Source organism: Microcoleus sp. bin48.metabat.b7b8b9.023, from assembly GCF_013299185.1.
GTDB lineage: Bacteria > Cyanobacteriota > Cyanobacteriia > Cyanobacteriales > Microcoleaceae > Microcoleus.
Window position 1 is genome coordinate 143,245 of record NZ_JAAFKG010000003.1, and the last position, 23,542, is coordinate 166,786.

Here is a 23,542-nt window from a genome sequence, read left to right on the forward strand (position 1 = left end):
CCAGATACTAGAAATTTAGCTGGAACAGCAGAAGCCCCACGTCTGTACGCGATAGGGTCAGCGTGGGATGAATGCGCGTGAGGCGACGATTGCCCGTCCGACAAAACCGACAATCGGCAGATCTTCGGTTGCGAGGACGGGCATGAGGAGACGAACAAAATCCCTTGCTCTGCCATTGTCTCTATGTTATCATGATTCCAGTAACTGCGATAAAAGTCTGAAATGTTAAAGCCGGTCAAAGTCAGAATTTATCCAACCATCAAACAACAAAGTCACGCTTGCTGGAGCCTTTGGCTGTGTAAGATGGGTTTGGAATCAATCTCTGGCTACGATGTCTCAGACCTATAAAGAGACTGGGAAGGGCATATCGGCTTTGACAATGAAGAAACAGATTCCTGTCTGGAAGACTGAGCATGAATGGCTCAAAGAATGCTATTCTCAATGCCTCCAGTCCTCTGTACTTAACCTGTCTCAAGCTTTTATCAATTTCTTTGATGGTCGAGCGGCTTACCCTACCTTTAAAAAACGCCAAGGTAGACAATCGATGCAATACCCTCAGAATGTCAAAATCCTGAGTAATAGTGAGATTAAATTCCCTGGCAATCTTGGAGTGGTTAAGGCTAAAATTCATCGCGATTGTATTGGTACATTAAAGACTGTGACGGTATCTAAAATGCCTGATGGTCGTTACTATGCCTCACTATTGATGGATGATGGTGCTGAAAGTCCAGTAACTAACGGTGATGGAAAAGCTATCGGTCTAGACCTGGGCTTAATTGATTTCTGTGTTACCTCCGAGGGGTCTAAATACCAGAACCCTCGACACATCAAAAAGTATGAATGTAACCTTAAACGCAAGCAGCGTAAACTGTCTAGAAAGAAAGATAAAACTACCAATAAACGACGCAAGGCGAAATGTGCTGTAGCCAAAGTCCATGCAAAAATAGCTAGAGTCCGGGTCGATTTCCGACACAAACTATCCCGTAAGATAGTTAACGAAAACCAAGTTATTGTTGTCGAGAATCTGGCAGTAAAGAACATGGTAAAAAATCATAATCTGGCTAAAAGTATTGCTGATGCTGGCTGGGGAATGTTTGGCACGATGTTAAAGTACAAAGCGGAAGCAGAAGGCAAAGTCTATCTAGAAGTAGGTCGATTTTTCCCTTCGTCTCACCTGTGTTCAAACACTTTACTGTCGTTGCCAAAAATGGATTTATCTGTGCGTGAATTTAACTGTCCCCACTGTTCTAAGCGGCACGATCGAGATATTAACGCAGCAGTAAATATTAAAAATGAAGGCTTACGGATATTGGCGTTGGGAACCAGCGTTACTGCCCTTGGAGGCAATGTAAGACCAAAACAGTATGGGCGCAAGTCCACTACTGCCCTTGGCGGTTGCCCAAGAAGAGGGAAGCCCACACTCTACCCGATAGGGTGAGTGTGTGGTAGTTCACTTAAAATTCCGTAAAAGATCTTAATGTGGCACTCATGTTAATGCCAGCCAGTTCAGAATTTGTCAAGCTTTGTCGATCGCAGGTGGCGATCGCCGTCAGTTTGGGCGCGACATTCAGCGCAGTATACCTGACACAAGAGCTGGTAGAAGGCAGCGAGGCAAAGTTAGTGCCGATCGCAGTTTACCCAGAAACCTCAGTCGAACCAGAAAATCAAGAGTTGAGGCTCGAACCGGCTTCAAGCTCGACAGTGAAATCGATGCCGCGGCGGCTGGCTGCGCCGGCTTTGGCTGTGGAAGCATCAACCGTGGGCGCGATCGCACCCGAGCCACTGCCCGGTTTTGAAAACAGTTCCAATCAGTGCCAAGGCCCGGGGAATGTGTGGCAGCAACGGAGGCAAATAGTGACGCCTCTGATACACGAGGACGCTGTCCTGGGACTCCTGGTCAGCGGTAGGGAAGACAGGGCTTGGAACGATCGAGAGGAGGCTCAGATCCAACAAATTGCTCGCACTTTGGCCCTAGCGTGCATTTTAGACCAGCGATCGCAGTGGATGCATCAGGAATTGGGATCTTCCCGGCAAATCCAGGCTCAGGTTTATGACACGATGCACAACTTGCTGCACCAGTTCAAGAGTCCGCTGACAGCGTTGCGAACTTTTGGCAAACTGTTAGCGCGCAGGCTGGTACCAGAAGACAAAAACCGCAATGTGGCTTTTAGTATTGTCCGAGAGAGCGATAGGCTCTCTGAATTGCTCGGCCAGTTCGATCGCACAGTAGATACCGGCGAAGCAAATCTCAGACTCCCATCAGGCACTTCAGAAACAGCAACTTCCAATATCCAATTAATCCAGCATTCTCCTCTGTCGCTGTTACCAGTGGCCAATTTGGACGAATCCTGTGTAGTGACATTCGTCTTAAAACCCCTGTTAATTTCCGCCGAGGCGATCGCATCGGAAAGGCATCTGTCATTGTTAGCCGACATTCCGGCGGATTTGCCACCAGTCTCGGCGAGCGATCGAGCTTTGCGCGAAGTTTTGAGCAACCTAATTGACAATGCTTTGAAATATACCCCCGCCGGCCGCCAAATTTATATTAAAGTAAGCTACGAAGCGAACCACCGCCCCTTACCTGCCATAGCAGTTGCAGTCAGCGACACAGGTTCCGGCATTCCCCCCCAGGATTTAGAGCATTTATTTGAGCGGCACTACCGGGGAGAAAAAGCCCAGACAGAAATTCCCGGCACAGGATTGGGTTTGGCGATCGCCCGCGATTTAGTCCGCCAAATGCAAGGAGAAATCCAAGTATTTTCCCCAGTAAATCCGGAATGGCTTCCATCTAGTGCAGCTCATTTATATCCAACGGATAGCGGCACTACATTCGTCATTTGGCTGCCGGTGAAGAAGGAGAACAACTGTTTGTAGTGCGGACTGAAGTCCGCAATATTGAGCGGACTGAAGTCCGCACTACAAGCCTTACTTATTGGGATCAATAGATCGGACATGATATCATTGCCAATCTAAAATTTAAAATATAAAATAGTCTCACAAACTCTATACCTGGGAAAAACCATATGAAGCATCTGCCTTTATTCGATAAAATTCCCAACTTTTCAAATCTTTTAGAAAATCTCAAAAAACACTTTTTTACTGTACCATTTTTAGTTATTTTCAACACTCTGACTGTCCTGATTTTAGGCGGGCTGAGCCTATACGCCAAACTCAACAACCAGGGAGACGGAGTTGAACGCCTCTTTAGCGATCCTTTTAATTCCTGGTTCCCTTACGAAGGCCTCCTAACCGGAATTTCCGAAGTCCTCTGGTGCATCCCAGTCGCAATTTGTGCATTTACATTCGGAGTCCTGCGCCAAAAAGACCCCCGCAGTCGATCGGCAATATTCTTCTTTTTTAGTGCTTTACTGATGGGAGTCTTTTTCTTGGATGACAGGTTTCGGATGACTTTGATTCTTTCTCAGTTGGGAATATCTAAGAAATTAATTTATTTGTGTTATGGTACTGGCGTTTTCCTTTACGGAATTAAATTTTGGCGATACATCAAAACCACTCCTTACCTGCCCTTAATTGCCGCATTTCTCTTATTTGCTATCTCGCGGTTTGAGGATATTATAGACACTGGTAGTCTAGGAGTACACGCCATGTTAGAAGATGGCACTAAGTTATTAGCTCTTCTGAATTTGGCCATGTATTTTTGGCACGTATGTTATCAAGCAATTTGTCAGTTGACAGTTGACAGTTGACAGTTGACAGTTGACAGTTGACAGTTGACAGTTGACAGTTGACAGTTGACAGTTGGCAGTTGGCAGTTGACAGTCATTGGAAGCAATTACTAATTACCAATTCCAATCCGCAATGCCCAATGCCCAATGCCCCATCCCTCCGCTTCGCTTCGCCCTGTTTGGCCTTCTTCCCAATGCCCTGTTTGGCCTTCTTCCCAATGCCCCATGCCCCATGCCCCATTACCGATTCCCAATTACAAACAAACTTTTAATGTTTTGTTTATTCTTCTGGCTAAAACTGTCAGGCAATCCGCGAAACCCCTGGAAATTCAGAAATTGAAACCCGCGAGTATCAGTCAGTAACTTTTGCGTAGAAGGTTTTTGAGCCGAAGTTGCAGCATGAGAGGCAATTTCTTTCTCTACTGTTAACACATTTCCGTAAAGATTGGCAATTATTTCTTGACCTCCGGCAGTCATTTTCAAATGCTGCAATCCTTCTTGAATGTAGGGATAGACAACATTCCAAAAAAACTTGGGATAGCCCGATCGCAAATCTGCCGGATGGCGGTAGCCTAGATTTTTATTACTACCTATTTCTTCAAATTCATAAAACAGCGCCGGTATTTTTTGCAAGTAGCGGGGGTCGCTGAGTTGACCGAGCAAATCTGCTGCCCGCACTAAGCCGGGATAATTGCCAGTACAAGAGTGTTCTTCGTCGTTCGGTACGGGAAAGCGAGTCAATTCAATATTGCGTATAATAGCCTCTGAATCAATCAAATCGTGACCTAAAAAATGTTCTTGTACGAACATTTTACCCCGGTCTATATGATAGGGAGTTAAGCTAGCATCAGTTGTACCCGATTCTAGATAAATTGTATTGCTGTCAGTGCCTGTCGCATACAATCTTTCGCTTTGTCTATCTTGGGGGCAGATTCCTTTGACGTAACCGATATCGTGGCACAGCCAAGAAACGATCGCCTCTAGCCAATTTTCTGGGGAGATGTTTCCTTCGCTGAGGTATTTACCGCGCAATATTTCTTGCCCTACTAAGGTGACAAGAACTGTATGTTCGACGTTGTGATAAAGAGCGTCGCTGCTGGCAATGTTTTCTAAAGCTAGGCTGACAACCTGTTCGATAAGTCTGGCGCTGTCAGATTTAATGTTCCCGTAAGTGTTTCGGTATCCGGCTTTTAAGCTTTCAGTTAAGGAACTGATGATGACTGTGGTGGGGTTCAACATTTGTAGTTACCTTGATGGCGGGTGATTGCGAACTATTGCATATTTGCAATTAGTTTGTCAGAGGAGTATTTTTTTTCCAAGAAGTCATTTGTGCAGTCAATCTAAAATCTAAAATCTAAAATCTAAAATCTAAAATGGATCGACTGGCTGTTGGTTTTTATTGTCACCGATCGCAATTGGCGATCGCAACCAGAAAAGCTCATAAGTTTGACAGTTTTTGCGCCTCAGCAATTTCCCGCTGATTGGGGAGCTACGGCAATACCTCATAAAACCTCATAAAACCTCAGGAAAGCAAAGGAGCAGCTAACTCGACTCGGAATTTGCCGTGCAAGCCCTCAGCTCGGCTGCTGGCTTGAATGTTGACCCGGGAGGTTATACAATTTATAAAAAGTCTTGCTATGAATGAAGTGTGGGATTTTTTTCCTAAAACCAACCTACAGCAGGCAAGCTCCCAAGCCCGATCGCCATCAGTGATTCCCAAATCTAAAATCTAAAATCTACAATCTATAGCAATCCTAAATGATTTGTGTCATTCTCTTGTAGGGGCAAACCCCCCGTGGTTGCCCGATAGATAGGGGTAGGCACGGGGGCACTACCCCTACAAATATTCATGAATCATTTAGGATGGCTATACAATCGAAATACGTTAGTACAAAAATGAATATTCAAGAAGCTTTAGAATTTATAGAAAACTCAGTTCACCTCAAAACAGGCAAACACCTCAACGATTTGGAAAGGCAGGTTTTTATCGGGACTTGGCAAGGACAAACCTATGAGCAGATTTACCCATTAAACCCGGAATATGTCGAAAAAGATGTAGGTTACAAGCTGTGGCAGAAGCTGTCAAGTATCTTGGGAGAGAAAGTTACAAAAAAGAACGTGCGAGGAGCCATAGCTCGATCGATCGCGCGACAGGAAATGCGATCGGCAGAACATCTAAAACAGCCTTCCCAGACTGAACCGAGGAATGGGACAAATCAGGGAAAACGAGTTTTTATTAGCTATTGCAACCAAGAACCCGATCTGAGTTTGGCACTGGAGCTTGCCGAAGGCATAAATGCAACGGGACACCAAGTATTCGCTGCCAATATTGGGGCGGTTTATCCCGATCGCGAATCAGCAAAAAACTGGCTTTCTCAAGTTGACTTTCAATTAGAACAGTGTGACTATTTTTTATTGTTGCTGTCCGGAGAAACGGCAGTTAGTGAAATAGTTATGGAAGAATTGCGGAAAATCAAAGAATTGCGCTACAGACGGCAAAATCCGGCCCCTGCCGTGTTGCCAATTCGAGTCAATTATCCTCCCAGCATACGGCTAAACCACGACTTGCGGAACTACATAAACGATACTCAGCAGCGGGAGTGGACATCACCGGCTGACACGGTACTGCTCCTACAAGAAATCAACCAAATGCTGTTAGAAACAGTCGCTGGGGAAAGCACAGTACAGCCAGCAGGTACATCGCAAACAGATACAGAAGATGACATATCCGCAGGATTTATAGTTAATTTAAACCTGCTGGCGGCAGAGCATTCTTTCCCTAAAAGTGCGACTCAGACTGTAACCATTTCTCGGACTCTGCCGCTTTCAAATCCTCCATCACCCGCCGCAGAGCCGCAGATTCCCCAAGGACAAGTCAGGCTGGATTCGGCTTTTTATGTCGATCGCGTTCCCTGGGAAGCTCAGTGTTACAAGGAACTTTTGCAGCCGGGAACTTTAATTAGGATTAAAGCACCGAGACAAATGGGCAAAACTTCGTTAATGGCGAGGATTCTTTATCAGGCAAAAGAACAAGGCTATCGCACTGTTCCTCTGAGTTTTCAACACGCAGATGCTGCGTCATTTGCCAATCTCAATTCACTGCTGAGGTGGTTCTGCACCAAAATTACGCGCAAGCTGCGTTTGCCTCACCAGATTGACGATTATTGGACGGATACTTACGGCAGCAAAGATAATTGTACGGCTTATTTTGAAGATTTTTTGTTGTCGGAAAACAATGCACCGCTGGTCTTAGGATTGGATGAGGTCGATCGCGTTTTCCAGTATCCTACAATTGCCGATGATTTTTTTGGGCTGCTCAGGGCCTGGTACGAAGAAGCCGGATATGGCGACAGCGACAGCGAACTGTGGGCAAAACTGCGTTTGGTAGTGGTGCATTCAACAGAAGTTTACATTCCGCTGAACGTAAATCAATCACCTTTCAATGTGGGATTGCCCATAGAATTGTCCGAGTTTAGCGCCGAACAAGTGGCAGATTTAGCGAGAAGGCACGGGCTGAATTGGCAAATAAATATGGTGGAAAAATTGATGAATATTGTGGGGGGTCATCCCTATTTGGTGCGGGTAGCTTTATATCACATTGCTCAAGAATTTGCTCTTTTCAATCGCCGATTTTCAGGTTCTGCAAAAGAACAAAAAGATTTAGAGGAAACTTTAGATCGACTTTTAGAACTTGCTCCTACCGAAGCAGGAATTTACGGCGATCATTTGCGCCGTCATTTGTGGAATTTGCAAGAACATCAGGAGTTAGCAGCGGCTTTTAGCAGGGTAGTAGCAGCTAATGAACCTGTAGAGTTAGAATCTGTGCTGGCGTTTAAGTTGCACAGTTTGGGGTTGGTGCAGTTGCGGGGAAATGAGGTAACTGTGCGCTTTGAGTTGTACCGTCAATATTTTAGCGATCGACTAAAATGTATTTAAGATTAATCTAACTTACAACACTCTTGCGGGAGGTAATAAAATGCCGTCTCCATTTCCCGGGGTAGACCCTTACTTAGAAAATCCTGAATTTTGGCCGGAAGTTCATCACCGCTTAATTACGGCGATCGCCATTGCGATCGGGCCTGCGCTGCGCCCGAAATACCGATCGGCAATTGAAAAGCGGATTTATTTGAGCGAGGCCGAAGATAGCGATTTGTTGGGAATTCCTGACGTGAGAGTATTCGATCGCCCGTCCACCGCCAGCCCATCTGTTATGACTGCAACGCTCCCCCATTCCGAACCGATGACAGTTACGGTACCAATATTAGAAGAAGCTAGGGAAGGCTATTTAGAACTCCGAGAGGTAGGTACAAATCGGGTCATCACAGTCATAGAAATTCTTTCCCCAAAAAACAAACGGACTGGCAAAGGTCGAGAGGAATATGAAAACAAGCGGCAAGAAGTGTTGAGAAGTGCCTCGCATTTAATAGAAATTGACTTGCTCAGGGCGGGGAGACAAATGCCTGTAACGGGCGGGACTAACACGGATTATCGAATTTTAATTAGCAGGGCAAATCGCCGCCCAAAAGCTCAGTTATATGCTTTTACGCTACGAGAAGAAATTCCCCCATTTTTCTTGCCATTGCAGCCGGGAGATACAGAATTTCAGGTAGATTTGCAAGCTTTGTTCGGCGGTGTTTATGACAGAGCGGGATTTGATTTGTCGATCGACTATGCTCAGCAGCCTGTACCGCGACGGTCGGAAGAGGATGCTGTTTGGGCACAGGCGCTGTTGCAGGCAAGGGGATTGGGGTGAACGGGGAGTTATTTCGGGCGAAAATATCATGTGTAGGAGTAAAATAATTGATTCCCTTTGATTTTATTGTCACTGGTTCGCCAGTTTCTCTACAAACAAATAACCGAGCCAAGCTTCAAGAGTGGAAAGCCAAAAGTCGCGAAACGGTTGCGGAAGCATTACCGCTCGGAATGGAAGCTACTAGCGAACAAGTTCAGGTTATTATCATACCAATTTTTTATGAGGCTGCTCCCGAATTCGGATCCCCCCTAACCCCCCTTAATAAGGGGGGGACAAGATTCTTTTCAAAGTCCCCCTTCTTAAGGGGGATTTAGGGGGATCGAGATATGTGCAACGACCCATTAAATTGGGATTGCTCACTATTGCATTACTCAAATATCTGATTTAGATAACATTATCAAGCCGATTGTAGATGCGATGAAGATTTTAGTTTACGTGGATGACAGACAAGTTACCGATCTCACTGTAAAACGGCGCAAACTTACGGAATTCCTCGATTTTACTGCGATATCTCCTTTGATAGCTGAAGCTTTAGCTGCGGCCCAAGAATTTATCTATGTTAAAATTGACCTACCAACCGAGCCGATGGAGCTAAATCAATGATAGCAGCCATAGAAAAATTAGAAGCAACAGAAATTGCAGAGATTGTCGATAAATATCGCCAGCAAGGTTATCAAGTGTTAGTAAGCCAGAGGAATTATGACTGGCAAAAGTTTATTCAAAATCAGGAAATAGACTTGATTATTTGTACGGTTCAAGAATCTGTCATCGCAGCACTAAAACCGCGTCCTCCTGAGTCAAAAAGTCAAAAGACTTCCGAAGAAGAGATGATGCAACCCTCCTATGACTATCGCCAGCACGATCTATACGATATTCAGGTTTACATGGTAAGAGCATCAGAAATGATGAGAAAGGGTAACTTCGAGCTTGCTACTTGTTCGATCGGATCTATTACTGAATCAGTGATGCGGATGGTAGCCGAACACCACTCGATTGATTTTGAAATTCAAGAACCGCCAATTTTGGCTCAAACATTCCTCGCTCATGGTTTGATGAATGGGGAGGATTATGAGTTTTTGGTGGCGGCGCTCGAAATTCGCGATCGCGTGATTTTTCAGCGAGAAAAAGTTACTGTTGAACTGAATTTGGCGCGCCGTGCTTTTGAAGCATTGCAGCGTCTTTTAAGTCAATCTGGACAAGTTGAAGGGTAATTAGGCTCTCAAAGGGCGATCGGCTGTGTATTCTACTCATTTAAAACAGGTTATGTATCAAGAAAAAAGCTCAGCCTACACTTACAAAGTTGGTGGACATTTGCCTCTAGATGTTTCCACTTATGTAGTGCGACAAGCAGATTCTGAACTTTATCAAGGCTTAACAAATGGTGACTTTTGTTACGTGCTGAATTCTCGCCAGATGGGTAAAACTAGCTTGCGCGTGCGAACTATGCACAAATTGCAAGCAGAAGGTATTGCTTGTGCGGCGATCGATCTAACTAAAATCGGTTCTCAAGATATCAATCCCGATCAGTGGTATGCGGGGGTGATCAGGCGTTTAGTTACCAGTTTTAAGCTAGATCTGAATTTGAGATCGTGGGTGCGGGAGCGAGAATTTTTGCCGCCCGTACAGCGCTTGAGCGAGTTTATTGAACAAGTTTTACTAGAAAATGTTCATGGTAAAATTGTAATTTTTATTGATGAAATAGACAGTATTTTGAGTTTGAATTTTCGGGCGGATGACTTTTTTGCATTCATTCGTGCTTGCCATGAATTCGATCGCCTGACTTTTGCTTTGCTGGGGGTTGCGACTCCTTCGGACTTGATTCAAGATAAATACTGTACGCCTTTTAATCTCGGTCGCGCTGTCGAATTGTATGGCTTTAAACTGCACGAAGCTCAACCTTTGGTACAAGGTTTAGCAGGGAAAGTTAGCTATCCTGAGTCTGTTGTAGAAAATGTGCTGATTTGGACGGGAGGACAGCCGTTTTTAACTCAAAAGATTTGCAACTATATTTGGCAACAAGCCGAAAATTTTCCGGCAAAAATCCCTCAGGATAAATCTTCGATTGGAGACTGGGTTGAGAATTTAGTGCAGACGCAAATTATTGATAATTGGGAAGTTCAAGACGAACCGCCACATTTGAAAACAATTCGCGATCGCATTCTCAGAAGCGGACAGCGTACCGAAAATTTGCTGAAAATTTACCAGCAAATTTTAATTGCTTCTGATTCGTGTAGCGAAGCCAAGATTCCGGCTGATGAAAGCCTCGAACAAATGGAACTGCGATTGTCTGGTTTGGTTGTGAAAAGAGGGGGAATTTTAAGCATTTATAATAAAATTTATGCCTCTGTATTTAATCGAAATTGGACGAAAAAAGCTTTGGCTGCTCTCCAACCAGACTTTAAACAATTAGTTGCACATCAAGAACACAAAGTCCTATCTATGCTCAACAGTATGGAAGGCAGAGATTTTGAGGATGTGCTCTATGAAATTTTGGGTTCGATTACTATTAAACTAGGGGAATTGATGAGTGTCGATCGCATTACCATATTTTTTATAGATAAAGATAAAAATGAACTGTGGTCGATTATTGCCAGAACGACAAACAGCAGTTCGACAAAGATTCAAATTATGGCAAACAATCCAACAGCAGGCAGAGTGACTATTTATAAAAAAGCTGTCAGCATTCCCAGCGATTTATCGGAAACTTGGTATTCCGATGTCGTGGAAGAGCAAGATAAAAAGACTGGTTACAAACTTTACAGCAATTTAACCTCACCTATGTTGAATGAAAAGGGAGATATATTTGCTTTTGTGCAGTTAGTTAATAAGTTAAAACAACATCACGATCCGGCAGGAAATTTTTCTGACAAAGTCGAGATAGAAGGGTTTACAGAAGTCGATCGTACTTTGATCGGAGAGTATGTTCCAGCTATTCAGCGGTTGTTGGAAAGGTGTCAATCTTGTTATAAGTTAACTCAAAGATTGCAAGCTTCGGAAGCTTTAACGGAAGCAACGCGATCGGTTTCTCAAAGCAGCTTAGATTCGGAAGAAATTATCACTAAAGTGATGGAGGCTGCTAAAAGATTGATGAATGCCGATCGCAGCACTCTTTGGCTGTTAGAACGCGAGACAGGGCAACTGTGGACAAAAATCCGCTTTGAAGATGGCTCGGTTCGCGAACTCCGGATCGAAGTCGGACAAGGTTTTGCGGGTCAAGTTGCTGACAGCGGCAAACCTGTAAATATTCCCTTCGATTTGTACGAACATCCCGAATCAATAACCGCGAAACAAACTGACCAAAAAACAAAATATCGTACTTGCAGTTTGCTGTGTATGCCTGTTTGCAGTCCTGACGGTGAATTAGTGGCTGTCACTCAATTAATTAACAAAAGAAGACCGGGAGATTTCCCAGAATATGACCCGGAAACTTGGCCGGAAGCACCGGAATGCTTTCAAGACAGCTTCGATGCTAACAGTCAAAAATATATGCAAATTTTTAACACTCAAGTCGGGGTGGCACTGCACAATGCGAGACAATTTGCAGCGATGAAACAGCAGGCAGAAGATCACCCGCAAAATGTAGTCAGCCAAACTCTGGCAATGCTAAATCAGGTGATGGACGGTCAGGGTTTTGATGATATTCTGGATGCTACTTTGCGATCGATTACTTTGAAAATGGGTAAGTCTTTGAATGCCGATCGCACTAGCATTTTTCTGTTAGACGAAGAAAAAAATGAGTTTTGGTCGATTATTGCTGAAGCCGATGCTGAGGGCGATCGATCGCTAGAAATTCGCGTTCCCGCAGATAAAGGTATTGTCGGTCATGTGGCCTCTACCAAACAAAGCATCAATATTCCGTTTGATTTTTACGACGATCCGCGTTCGCAAACGGCAAAAGCATTAGATATCAAAAATGGCTATCGAACTTATACTATGTTAACACTTCCTTTGTTAAATGACGAGGGTAATTTAGTAGCTGTAATTCAGCTAATTAATAAAATCAAAAAAATCGATCGCTCCAGCTTGTCCTTGCAAGAAAAAATTGATTTGGAAGGGTTTACAAAACTGGATGAACAGCGGTTTGCCGAAGACGCGAATTTGATTCAAATGATTTTAGAAAGTTTCCGTACCTTTCACAAAACAGCCCGAGGACAAAGAGTTGCGGCTGCGTTGATGGCGGCTACTCGTTCTGTCAGCCAAAGCAGCTTAGAAATTGATTCGATCCTGCAACGCGTGATGGAATCGGCTAAAGAATTGATGAATGCCGATCGCAGCAGTTTTTGGGTAATAGATAGAGATGCCAATCAATTGTGGACAAAGATTATTTTGCCAGACGGTACATTTTTTGAGTTGCGTGTGGCGATCGGGCAAGGTTATGTAGGGCAGGTGGCCCAAATGGGAGTTCCTTTAAATATACCGTTCGATCTTTATGATTATCCGGGTTCTGAAACTTCTAAAAAGACGGACGAAAAAACCGGATATCGGACTTGTAGCTTGCTTTGTATGCCTGTTTGGAATCCAGACGGGGAGTTGATTGCTGTGACACAGTTAATTAATAAAATCAAATCGGATGGCGACGATCAATCAATTGAATTATCGAAGAAAAATGTGCCGGAGCGTTTTCGGGCAAGTTTCGACCAAAGCGATCAAAACTATATGAAAATTTTTAACAATCAAGTGGGGGTAATTTTGCAAAATGCAGAATTGTTGGCGGCGGTTAAGCGGCAGGAACAAACATTGCGAAATAATTTGAGTTCGATCGGCGGTGATTAGCCGGTTCGTAGTGAGGACTTTAGTCCTTCTTTCTGAGGACTGAAGTCCTCACTACAAACTAATTACTCATGATATCGTTTCTGGTTTTATCGGAATGATTTAACCGCAGAGGACACAGAGAACACAGAGAGGGAATAGAGAGATTAATAGGGTGCATCTGGTATTTGGCAAGGGCGAAGCATTTCGGCACATAATTTATGAACCAGAACCACAGATTTACTGCCGAAATGCTTCGCCCCTACAAATATATTTTCAAAAATGAGATGCACCAGATTAATAATTCCTATGTAACCGGATTTGATATTACCAGGGATTGCCAATTATAGTGAAGGATGCCCAGGTTCGTAGTGAGGACTTTAGTCCTTCTTTCTGAGGGCTAAAGCCCAACAACGTACCTCGCTTACCAGGGATTGCCAATCATGGTGAAGGCGGCCCAATAATAGGGATGGGAAAGGATTCGATCGCCCCGCGCGGCAATTTCCGGAGGCAAAATTAGAGGTAAAGCCAGCCCTTCGACTCGCAGCAGCCCGTCTTGAATCCGCACGCGCCCCCGCAGCATCTCCAATTGCGCTTGCCGCAAAGCCTCGGCTTTAATCGTCACATTCCCCTCGCGTCTGGGGGCGCGCAACTGCCGGTAAAACCCTGTCATCAGCCCCAAAGTTCCCTCATCGCTGACTTCCCACAAACTCGCTAAAGCCGATCGCGCACCGCTAGCTACCGCCAAACCCGCAAACCCCAACTCTGCCTCTTCGTCGCCCAAAGCGGTACTGCACGCGCTTAAAACTAAGAGATTCACTGGCGGTTCATTCCACCCCAACTTCGGCATTTCAGTGATGAGCAACTTAGTATCCCACAATTGAATGTAAGAATTAGTCGGTTGCCCGGGCTGGAATTCGCTGTGAGTTGCTAAATGAATGATACCAAACGGATGATTTGCCCGCTGAGCTTGCAAGTTTCTGAGGGTAAAATCTTGATTCAAAAATGATTTTCCGCGATCGGGCGGCGCGATCGACTCTAACTCCACCGGTACCGCCGGTAATGGCGCTTTATCTTCAAATACCGACGCGCCCATCGCCAAAACTTCATCGTCAGCAATATTCTCGTAGCGGGTATCCGTCAAACTCAGACTCGGGATGACGCTAATGCTGTATTTTTCTACTAAAAATTGTTTGCCATCGTGAAGGGCAGCAAAGGGCAAGCTTCGCAAACCTGCTGCCGGAATTACAATTAAATTGTCAATTTTTAAAGCTGCCAATTCTGTCACTATTGGCGCAATTAACCACCGATAAATCTTTTGGGCTGCATCCAAATAACTGATGCTGTTTCTTCTTCTGGGATTAGTTATTTCGGTTTGCAGGGATTCTGCTAGTTGCAATACCTGCCAGCGGGTTATTGCGGGAACTAAAATGCGTATTGGTTGAGCGTTGGCTGTGACTAACACTAATTCTAACTGCTCCCCGTTAGGGATATCGGAAATTTCTTTGTCGGCTGGTTGGAGGCTCTTTCCTAACTTGTTTTCTAAGGATATAGGAGACTCGGATGTGAGGTTTTTGATTGCAGGAAATACATTAGATAAATTCCGACTTGCCACCAGCACCGAACTATTTTCTTTCGCTGCCCCGTTGGTTCCGCTGACCCAATTCATATAAATGATTGCCGATTTTACGCGGGTAATTTGTTCGTTTTTGCGAAGAGTTTCGTAAATTACCGACATATTAGTTATCGGCATTCTGGCGGGCAGTTTTAGATGTTTTTCGTACTCACGAGTGAAGGTTCTCTCAAATGCTAACACTCCCGAACCTGCCGCATCGTATCTGCGAGAAGGAGTGAAAATATCCGGGCTAATTGGAGAATGCTTGTCTCGATTTGGCGATCGCAATTCTACTTGCAAAGATGCCGGAAGCGATCGCCCAGGCTCAGGATTTACGGACACTGGAGTTGATGCGGGAGTTGATGCCGGAGTTGGTGCGGGAGTTGGTGCGGGAGTTGGTGCGGGAGTTGGAGTTGGAGTTGGTACGGGCACTGGAGTTGGTGCGGGAGTTGGAGTTGGTGCGATCAGGGAAATCAGATTTGGTAAACTTCCTTGGGTGTAAGTTTCCCCAAAAGCAAGACTGGGGAAAATGGTGTTTCCCTCGCCAGAATTAATGCTTCCCTTGGTTCCATTGTCGATCGCGCCGCCAACTAGAAATGGTCGATTGCTACCGCCTCCGTGCCGAATTGCGATCGCGCCGCCTCTAGCACTTCCGGTAGTAGAAATACTGCTGGAAACATTGCCAGATGTATCGTCGGTGAACACATTGTTCGATCGAAACAAACCGAGGGTTGTCACATCAACGTTGCCACCTGTGCCGTCTTGTTGGCCACCTCTAGCATCGATAAAACCCAACAGAATGTTACCAGTCGCGCTGAGGGAGACGGTGCCACCGTTTCTCTGAGTGCCGCGGGAGGTGAGATCGAGAGCGGAAATTCCGGCTTGGGAGGTGAGGTCAATATTGCCGCCGATCGCTCCCGAAGCGTTCACAGAGCCGGCAGTTAAAGGGCCGGCATTGCTTTTGAGTGCGATCGCGCCGCCTGTTCCCGTTGCTGATGAAGAGTCGATCGCACCGACAGTAACAGTATTTCCCTCAACTCGAATGCTCCCGCCGTTGGAGGTAATATTGCCAGTTTTCAATTCGCGAGTTGCTTGCAGGTTGATGCTGCCGCCATCCGTCCTTAAATTGCCTTCTAAGAGTAGGTTTCCTGCGTTGATATCGGCTGGTAAACTGGCCCTGTTGCCCCCTCCGAGGGTAGCCGGATCTCGGGCGTTTAGGGTCAAATTGCGCGCGGTAATTCTCGAAGTCGCCGTGATGCTAGCAGCGTCAGCCGAGAGCTGGCCAAAGCTCTGAGTTTGACCGACGGAGCCCCCAAAAGTAATGTTGCCGCCAGCGCGCAGGGTCAAATTATTTGCGCCATCGGGGGTGCTGTCGAGGGTATTGGCAAAAGTGATATTGCCGGTACTGGCGGCGAGGGTGGCGGTGCGATCGACTGTGACGGCACTGTTGAAAGTGATGTTGCCCGCAGTCGCGATCGCACCGGATAGCTCGGTAGTGCGGCCGTTGACAGTCAAACTAGCTAGGGGCGCAGCTTGACCGACTGTACCGCCGAACAGCACTCGCTGAGCGTCAAGTCTCAGGGCGCGAGTTCCGTCTAGGTTGCCGGAGAACAGAATGTTGCCCCGAGCTTGAGTGCTCAAAGCTACATCAGCATTCAGGGAGAAGTTGCCTGTCAAAGTGAGATCGGCGCCGGATGTCGAAATGTTGGCGCCGATCGCAGTTTGGGACGCGTCGAGAGTCAAACTAGCGCTACCGGTTGTTCTCAGGGGATTGTCGATCGCGATCGAGTTGCCTTGAAGTGTCAGCGAACTGTTGAAGGTAATGGGTGTGACGATCGCGATCGAGCTGCTGTTGGGACGCCCGATCGCGATCGAGCCAAAATCCGCTGCCAAAGCAGCGATATCCGTTGCCGTTAAGTCCAAAATCCCTAAATTATCCCCGGTGCCACCAATCCGAATTTGTCTGCCGTCGTTGGGTTGCAAGCTAATTGTTCCCCCCGCACTGCTGACGGAATTGTTGCCGCCCCTGAAGTCAATGCCGTTAGCAGTGAGAGCAATGTTACCACCGTTGGCATTCACCCGTCCCAGAGAGATGCTGCTAGCAAAAATGTTGATGTTGCCGCCTTGAGTCTCGATTAAATCGTTGGGATCGTTGACAAAAAAGACTCCGCCGGCTCTAAATGTTACGCTGTCTCCCCTTCTCGCTTGCAGGGAAAGTTGGTTGTCGGGCAAATCTTCGACGGTGATGAAGCCCGGAGTCTCTAAAACTACGTTGCTGCCAGCAGCCATCTGTTCCAACTGCGCGTCTGAGATCGATGTTTCAGTGGCCGATCCTGTGGCTTGGAGTTCCCCACCGGTCGATCGCGCGCTGGGAATGCCGTTACCGCTGACGATGGTAATATTTGACGGATCGAGCAACAAATTGCCGATCGCCCCGTTAGGCGCGCGAGTATCGACTTGTCCTTGGAAAGTTAGAGCATTTTTGCCGGAAACTTCGACTCTGCCGCCGTTACCTGTGGCAGTGCCGCCGCGAGCAGTAATATTGCCGAAGAAGCCAGTGGTATTGTCCGACCAAATTACCGCTGTGCCACCGTTGCCGCGGTCGATCGCGTTTGTGGCGATCGTAGAATCAGGACTAACATAAGTTACCTGGGCATTGAGCAGCGGTTCGAGCCCCTGGAAACCGCCTCCAACGCGCACAACACCTCCGCCATCAGTCCCCGAAGCATTAATATTTGCGCCGAACAATCCGACTTTTTCGCCTAAAATATTTACCGTGCCGCCAGTCTGGCCAGCAGGAGCAAATACATTTAGAGTACCCGAGACGATCGCACTTCCGGCAGTTACCGGCACTGTTTGGTTGCCCGTCAGTACCAATTCACCTTGTGCGTTGGTTGTTAAACCTGTGGCTGAAGCTACTCCTGGGCCCGTCAGCAACTGAGGCAAAGCAGCCGGGGCGATCGCAGATTTTTCTGACGGCAAAGATGGAGTAATTTCTAAACTTAATAAGTTACCCGTTTGACTGATGCGGACTGCATTTTGTCCCGGAACAGCAGCCACTGTAATTTGACCTGCCGGCGCCGATAATTGCCCGCTATTAATTACTGTACCGCCCAGCAAAGTTAAATTTTGACCGTTGCCAACTGCCAAACTTCCTGCATTGACAATTGCACCGACTTGTGAGTTATTAAAATTAAATTGATTGGGATTTCCCAGTAAAGCTTTGTAATCATTAATTCCTGCCGAATTAAACCAGCGGTCGCCGAAACCGATACCTGTAGCAGTTGTGGCGAAAAAAGAACCAGGCACGTTTAATCTGGCATTTTGACCGAAGACAATTCCCGCCGGATTCATCAAGAATAAATTTGAGTTGCCGCCGCTTACAGAAATCAGACCATTAATGACAGAAATATTGCTGCTGGAAATCCGCCCTAAAATATTTTGAATATTTGGATTAGTGAGAAAATTTGCGATTTGACCTTCGCTGAGATTAAATTGGCTGAAGCTGTGAAAGAGATTGGCGCCGTTTCCCGACACTTGTCCGCCGCTAATGTTTAAGCGATTTTGCTCCTGATTGACAACAGTATTAGTGCCGTCATTCGCCGGAACGACAGATTGCGATCGCACTGCTATCGGTAGCAGCCAAAAACCTAATGTCAAAATTAAAGCAGAGCGAAAATAGGTCATTAGTCAGTTGTCAGTTGTCAGTTGTCAGTTGTCCGTTGTCCGTTGTCCGTTATCATGGGAGCAATTATCAATTCCCAATTCCCTGTTTGGCCGATGCCCGATGCCCAATGCCCAATTACCAATTCCCGATTCCCGATTCCCGATTCCCGATTCCCGATGCCCAATTCGCAATTCCCAATTCTAATCTATAGTAGTTTTGATTTTGTTTGAGCTGTAATGTTCCGGGAAAGTGCCAATAAACTTAAAAATGTCGATCGCCCGCCGGCACAGGTAGTTTGTCTGCTGAGTGCCAAGGGTGCCTCGTTCAGTCGATCGCACTTTCAAAGCGCCCGCTGCCATAATATCGGAAATATCATACAGATTTAATATTTATCTGTAGCAGGTGTCTTGACAAAACGATCGCTTTTGTGGTGTACTGATTGGATAGAAGAGCAGTCAAACCACGAAATCACTCGCTCCTGTGACGAAGAGTAGCCCCCGCTCAGGAAAGGAGCAAGAGGATAAAACCGAATTCATATAAAAGTAGGCATCTGGATTTGTAAATTAGTATTATAACGATTCAAAAAACGATAAGATGAGGTACAACTTAGATTTTAGATTTTAGATTAGGTGATTCGAGGATTGGGGGATTCGAGGATTGGGGAATTGTTCATTAATTGGTGAATATCTCATCTTTCCGAGAAGCACTATATAGCCTTTCTCAGAAAGATTTAGAATTGGGAATTGGGAATCGGGAATCGGGAATTGGCAATTTCTTGCCATGATAACTGTCAACTGTCAACTGTCAACTGTCAACTGTCAACTAAATTTTTGCATGAATTGGCGATCGATCCAATCTTTCCAGTACCACAGTAGCGATGATTCCCACATCCACGATCCGCGAGATGCGATCGCCCTTTTATTCCCAGTACCGATTAAGCCTAAATATTTTTCCTGCGGTGCAAAGGGTTTCAGCGGTTTTGCCAATAAACACTGCTGCAAATTTTCAAACAGCGGTTTGCCCTGACGCACGGCAAACACGCCTGCTTTGGGAAGGGGATAATTAACCATCGCCGCGATGTCTCCAGCCCCAAATACGTTGGGATGAGAGACTGATTGCAGGCAATCGTTGACTTGCATAAAACCGTTTGAGTCAGTTGCTAAACCCGATTCTCCGATCCAACGGGCGGCGGATGCTTGTGTCACCCAAAAAATGCGATCGCACTCAATCTTCAAACCAGATTCACAGTATATTTGGTAAATGGGCATCGGGCATCGGGCATCGGGCATCGGGCATCGGGCATCGGGCATCGGGCATTGGGCATTGGGCATTGGGCATTGGGCATCGGATGTTATTTGCATCATTTCTTGCTTTTCTACAGCACTGACTTTTTCCATTAGATGCAGTTGAATGCCGCGACTAATCAGAATTTCTTTCAGGCGGCGACGAACCCGTTTGTTGTGTGCAGGCATCAATTGTGCACCGCTATGAAACAAATGAATTTCTAATTCTTCTTGATTGACTCTTCCGTCTTCCCTCAATATCCATCCGTTAAATCCGTTGCCGAACCTTTCTTTTTTCGCAAGACGAGATTGCATATTCAATGCTAATTCTACGCCGCCCGCGCCGCCACCAACGATCGCGATTCGTACAGGTTTTTCTCGATAGTTTTGCGTAGCAGAGATTAACTGATTCCAGCTAGCTAAAAACTCCGGTACAGGTTTAGCTGGAATTGCGTATTCTGCCGCACCCGGCACAGATATAGTCGCGGGAGTGCTGCCGATATCCACAGACAGCACGTCAAAGTTAATTGGAGGGCGTGTTTGACAAATTACTAAATTTTTGTTAAAGTCGATCGCGATCGCCCGATCGACCAATATTTGACACCCGGCAAATTCGGCGAGCGATCGCAAATCGATATGACATTCATCATAATCGTAAAACCCGGCAACGTGTCCCGGCAACATCCCCGAATAAGGCGCGTACAGGACATCGCTAATCAGAGTCAACCGCACGGAGGGCAGCGGTTTGATGCCGAACATTTTCAATACAATAGCATGACTGTGACCGCCGCCAATTAAGACTAAATCTTTCACAATTACAAATGTTCGATCGAAATATTCCTTTCCACGATATTGTACAGCACTTGCACTTCCGCAGACAGGACTGTCCGGTCAGGAGAGCTGGCGGTGTGTAATTAAGATTGGCCAGCACTTTTGACAAAATGCTCTCACTTACCCCCCGCCTACATCGCAGATTTTCAGCGATTGTACGATCGCACATTCAGCACAAATGGCTGTAGACTGTAGAGCGAGCAAATTTGATCGCCAAATTATGCCGGGGTGTGTTTGAAAGCTAACTCACCATTGATAATTATGACATTACGGATCGTGCCTCGCAGTTGGTCGCCATCGATTAAACGTTTGTTCCCACTGCTGTTTGCCCTCTCATTCATTATAGTATTGTTGGTCAATAATGCGATCGGGGCGATCGCCCAGCAACCCCGCCAAGAAATTCGCGGAGTTTGGATGACGACAAACGACAAAGACATCCTCAGAGATAGGCGCAAAGTAGCCGAGGCTGTCAGCCAATTAAAGCGATTAAATTTTAACACAATCTATCCCGTAGTTTGGAACTCTGGCTATGCAATGTATCCCAGCCCAGTCGCCCAAAAAAGAGACATTCAACCCTTTGTTTATAGAGGGTTAGACGGACAAGATATGATCGGAGATTTAATCGCCCAAGCCCACCGCCAAGGCCTGCTAGTAATTCCTTGGTTCGAGTTTGGTTTCATGACTCCTCCCACCTCAGAATTAGCATTAAACAATCCCGATTGGCTGACTCAAAAACAAGACGGCACTCAAACATCAAACGGTGCAGGCGGCGAAGTAGTTTGGCTCAATCCCTTTCATCCCGAAGTCCAGAAATTTATTACCGAACTCGTACTAGAAATCACCACCCAATACAACGCCGACGGCATCCAATTCGACGACCATATGAGTTTGCCATCGGAATTTGGCTATGATGAATACACAGTAGCTTTGTATACCAAAGAAACGAAAAAAGCACCTCCAAGCGACTCTCAAGATCCAGCATGGGTGAAATGGCGAGCTAATAAAATCACCGCTTTTATGTCCCAACTAAATCAAGCCGTCAAAGCAGCCAAACCCAAGGCAATTTTCTCGATTTCTCCCAATTACTACGAATTTGCTTACAAACATCACCTGCAAGATTGGCTGGCTTGGGTGCGTTTGGATATTGCCGACGAATTGATCGTGCAAGTGTACCGTCCCAACCTAGAATCATTTGTGGACAAGATTAACCGTCCAGAAATGCGAGAAGCACAGCAAAAAATTCCCACTGGAGTTGGGATTATGACAGGTTTAAGAAATCGGCCAGTAGCGATAGGGCAAATTAAATCCCAGGTGCAAGCAGTCCAACAATACGGCTTAGGTGCCGCTTTCTTCTACTACGAAAGCTTGTGGGAAGATGCACCCGAACCAATTGCAGATAGACTTTCTCAATTTAGCGCCTTCTTCCCGTCTTCTGCATTCCGCACAGCGCTACAAATACCCAGACGCGCGGCAACTTTTCCGCCGCCGCCCCCACCCAAACCAGACCCCAAAAATAAGCCAGGACAACCTACAAAAAACAGCCCACCTTCGCCCTCACCAACCACATCTAAAAAGTAAAAAGTCCTCATATCAAATCCGGTTACATCCGGATATTGTAGCCCTCGCGAGCGAAGGTTACGCGAGCGGGGACAGCAATAAAATCGGAAAATTATTGTTCGGATGTATAGCGGTTATCAGAAAGATGAGGTATGTTGTTGGGATGCGAGCCCTATAAGTCTAGTAGTTATATAAGCTGTCAGTGATACCTCATCTTTTTGAGAAAGGCTATAAAAGAAAATAATATCATTCGTCAATCTCTTCCTAGTGCTGTCCCCGCTCGCGCGTTCAGTATACCTTACCCTAATATCAATCATTAATCATCAATAAAAATGTCAAACAATCAAAAAATTATACTACCAAAAATTGGCTGCGGCACTTGGGCTTGGGGTAACAGATTACTCTGGGGTTACGATGAAAGTATGGACGAGGAATTGCAAGCGGCTTTTAATCTTTGCGTTAACAATGGAGTCACTTTATTTGATACAGGTGATTCCTACGGAACCGGGAAATTAAACGGACGCAGCGAGCAACTTTTAGGGCAGTTTTCCCAACAATATCAAGGTGCAAATCAAGCCAATATTTGTATAGCGACAAAACTAGCGGCTTATCCTTGGAGACTGACGCGACAATCCATGATATCTGCTGGAAAAGCCTCGGCTTCGCGGCTCGGAAAGAATGTAGATTTAGTGCAAATGCACTGGTCTACAGCCAATTATGCACCTTGGCAAGAGGGGGCTCTTTTAGACGGTTTGGCAGACCTTTACGAGCAAGGATTGGTCAAGGGAGTGGGTTTATCTAATTACGGGCCGAAACGCTTGAAATGGGTGCATCAAAGATTTAGTTCGCGCCAAGTTCCTATTGTGACTTTACAAGTGCAATATTCGCTACTTTCTACCTATCCAGTAACAGAACTCGGATTGAAAGATGTTTGCGATGAATTGGGGATAAAATTGATTGCTTACAGTCCTTTAGCGTTGGGGTTGCTGACTGGGAAATATTCGGAAAATGGCGCTCTTCCTAAGGGTATCAGAGGTTTGGCGTGCAAGCAGTTATTACCGGGAATGCAATTACTTTTGGGCTGTTTGCGAGAAATAGCAGATTTCAGAAATAAGACGGTTTCGCAGGTGGCGATTAATTGGTGTATCTGCAAAGAAACGATGCCGATTCCTGGGGCGAAATCGGCGGCGCAGGCGGCCGAGAATATTGGTGCTTTAGGTTGGAATTTAGACTCTGGGGAGATTGCAGAATTGGATAAAGCGGCGGCAAGTGTAGATAAGAAGATGGTGCAGAATATCTTTCAAACGAGATAACCCGGTTTGTAGTGAGGACTTTAGTCCGCATCAAAGAGGTTTGTAGTGAGGACTTTAGTCCGCATCAAAGAGAGGACTGAAGTCCTCA

Annotated in this window: 15 protein-coding genes; 10 read left to right on the plus strand and 5 right to left on the minus strand. The window is 45.9% G+C overall.

Annotated features, from left to right (window positions below; genetic code table 11):
* Positions 1-250 precede the first annotated feature (250 nt).
* The 3 genes from QZW82_RS02990 to QZW82_RS03000 all read left to right on the plus strand — a co-directional run bounded on the left by QZW82_RS02990 (position 251) and on the right by QZW82_RS03000 (position 3,707).
* A complete protein-coding gene (locus QZW82_RS02990) occupies positions 251-1,438 on the plus strand; it encodes a transposase (protein WP_293144592.1) in 1,188 nt (395 codons plus the stop codon).
* 50 nt (positions 1,439-1,488) lie between these two features.
* Complete coding sequence (locus QZW82_RS02995; protein WP_293144594.1) at positions 1,489-2,874, plus strand: ATP-binding protein; 1,386 nt, start codon at positions 1,489-1,491, stop codon at positions 2,872-2,874.
* 149 nt (positions 2,875-3,023) lie between these two features.
* Complete coding sequence (locus QZW82_RS03000) at positions 3,024-3,707, plus strand: hypothetical protein (protein ID WP_293144358.1); 684 nt, start codon at positions 3,024-3,026, stop codon at positions 3,705-3,707.
* Between the two features lie 219 nt (positions 3,708-3,926).
* Here QZW82_RS03000 and QZW82_RS03005 read toward each other — a convergent pair whose 3' ends face one another.
* A complete protein-coding gene (locus QZW82_RS03005) occupies positions 3,927-4,925 on the minus strand; it encodes an Npun_R2479 family HD domain-containing metalloprotein (RefSeq protein WP_293144360.1) in 999 nt (332 codons plus the stop codon).
* A gap of 129 nt (positions 4,926-5,054) precedes the next feature.
* Positions 5,055-5,192, minus strand: a complete 138-nt coding sequence (locus tag QZW82_RS03010; RefSeq protein ID WP_293144362.1) for a hypothetical protein — start codon at positions 5,190-5,192, stop codon at positions 5,055-5,057.
* A 390-nt stretch (positions 5,193-5,582) separates the two neighbouring features.
* Between QZW82_RS03010 and QZW82_RS03015 the strand changes: the two genes are divergently transcribed.
* From QZW82_RS03015 to QZW82_RS03035, 5 genes are all read left to right on the plus strand, one after another.
* The gene (locus QZW82_RS03015) at positions 5,583-7,622 is read left to right on the plus strand and encodes an AAA-like domain-containing protein (RefSeq protein WP_293144365.1); all 2,040 of its coding nucleotides are present in this window, start codon (positions 5,583-5,585) and stop codon (positions 7,620-7,622) included.
* 40 nt (positions 7,623-7,662) lie between these two features.
* A complete protein-coding gene (locus QZW82_RS03020; RefSeq protein WP_293144368.1) occupies positions 7,663-8,439 on the plus strand; it encodes a DUF4058 family protein in 777 nt (258 codons plus the stop codon).
* Between the two features lie 375 nt (positions 8,440-8,814).
* Entirely contained in the window at positions 8,815-9,042 is a 228-nt protein-coding gene (locus tag QZW82_RS03025) for a RusA family crossover junction endodeoxyribonuclease (RefSeq protein WP_293144597.1), read from the plus strand.
* The gene (locus QZW82_RS03030) at positions 9,039-9,650 is read left to right on the plus strand and encodes a hypothetical protein (protein ID WP_293144371.1); all 612 of its coding nucleotides are present in this window, start codon (positions 9,039-9,041) and stop codon (positions 9,648-9,650) included. Before QZW82_RS03025 ends, QZW82_RS03030 begins: the two co-directional genes overlap by 4 nt.
* 52 nt (positions 9,651-9,702) lie before the next feature.
* Entirely contained in the window at positions 9,703-13,212 is a 3,510-nt protein-coding gene (locus QZW82_RS03035) for a GAF domain-containing protein (RefSeq protein WP_293144374.1), read from the plus strand.
* A gap of 400 nt (positions 13,213-13,612) precedes the next feature.
* Here the strand turns inward: QZW82_RS03035 and QZW82_RS03040 are convergent, their stop codons facing one another.
* The 3 genes from QZW82_RS03040 to QZW82_RS03050 all read right to left on the minus strand — a co-directional run bounded on the left by QZW82_RS03040 (position 13,613) and on the right by QZW82_RS03050 (position 20,566).
* Positions 13,613-18,490, minus strand: coding sequence for a CHAT domain-containing protein (locus QZW82_RS03040; protein ID WP_293144377.1), 4,878 nt, complete (start codon positions 18,488-18,490; stop codon positions 13,613-13,615).
* 180 nt (positions 18,491-18,670) lie between these two features.
* On the minus strand, positions 18,671-18,829 hold the full coding sequence (locus tag QZW82_RS03045) for a hypothetical protein (RefSeq protein WP_293144380.1): 159 nt from the start codon (positions 18,827-18,829) through the stop codon (positions 18,671-18,673).
* 459 nt (positions 18,830-19,288) lie between these two features.
* Positions 19,289-20,566 carry an FAD-dependent oxidoreductase gene (locus tag QZW82_RS03050; RefSeq protein WP_293144383.1) on the minus strand — a complete coding sequence of 426 codons (1,278 nt, stop codon included), beginning with the start codon at positions 20,564-20,566 and terminating at the stop codon, positions 19,289-19,291.
* Between the two features lie 279 nt (positions 20,567-20,845).
* Here QZW82_RS03050 and QZW82_RS03055 point away from each other — a divergent pair, with 279 nt between their 5' ends.
* Positions 20,846-22,162, plus strand: a complete 1,317-nt coding sequence (locus QZW82_RS03055; RefSeq protein ID WP_293144386.1) for a glycoside hydrolase family 10 protein — start codon at positions 20,846-20,848, stop codon at positions 22,160-22,162.
* A gap of 311 nt (positions 22,163-22,473) precedes the next feature.
* Positions 22,474-23,454 (plus strand): aldo/keto reductase, encoded by a 981-nt coding sequence (locus tag QZW82_RS03060; protein ID WP_293144389.1) that lies wholly within the window; start codon positions 22,474-22,476, stop codon positions 23,452-23,454.
* Positions 23,455-23,542 lie beyond the last annotated feature (88 nt).

Coding starts and splice junctions, on each gene's coding strand:
- QZW82_RS02995 (WP_293144594.1), top strand. CDS start 1,489: ATGTTAATGCCAGCCAGTTCAGAATTTGTCAAGCTTTGTCGATCGCAG.
- QZW82_RS03000 (WP_293144358.1), top strand. CDS start 3,024: ATGAAGCATCTGCCTTTATTCGATAAAATTCCCAACTTTTCAAATCTT.
- QZW82_RS03005 (WP_293144360.1), bottom strand. CDS start 4,925: ATGTTGAACCCCACCACAGTCATCATCAGTTCCTTAACTGAAAGCTTA.
- QZW82_RS03010 (WP_293144362.1), bottom strand. CDS start 5,192: ATGAGGTATTGCCGTAGCTCCCCAATCAGCGGGAAATTGCTGAGGCGC.
- QZW82_RS03015 (WP_293144365.1), top strand. CDS start 5,583: ATGAATATTCAAGAAGCTTTAGAATTTATAGAAAACTCAGTTCACCTC.
- QZW82_RS03020 (WP_293144368.1), top strand. CDS start 7,663: ATGCCGTCTCCATTTCCCGGGGTAGACCCTTACTTAGAAAATCCTGAA.
- QZW82_RS03030 (WP_293144371.1), top strand. CDS start 9,039: ATGATAGCAGCCATAGAAAAATTAGAAGCAACAGAAATTGCAGAGATT.
- QZW82_RS03035 (WP_293144374.1), top strand. CDS start 9,703: ATGTATCAAGAAAAAAGCTCAGCCTACACTTACAAAGTTGGTGGACAT.
- QZW82_RS03040 (WP_293144377.1), bottom strand. CDS start 18,490: ATGACCTATTTTCGCTCTGCTTTAATTTTGACATTAGGTTTTTGGCTG.
- QZW82_RS03045 (WP_293144380.1), bottom strand. CDS start 18,829: ATGGCAGCGGGCGCTTTGAAAGTGCGATCGACTGAACGAGGCACCCTT.
- QZW82_RS03055 (WP_293144386.1), top strand. CDS start 20,846: ATGACATTACGGATCGTGCCTCGCAGTTGGTCGCCATCGATTAAACGT.
- QZW82_RS03060 (WP_293144389.1), top strand. CDS start 22,474: ATGTCAAACAATCAAAAAATTATACTACCAAAAATTGGCTGCGGCACT.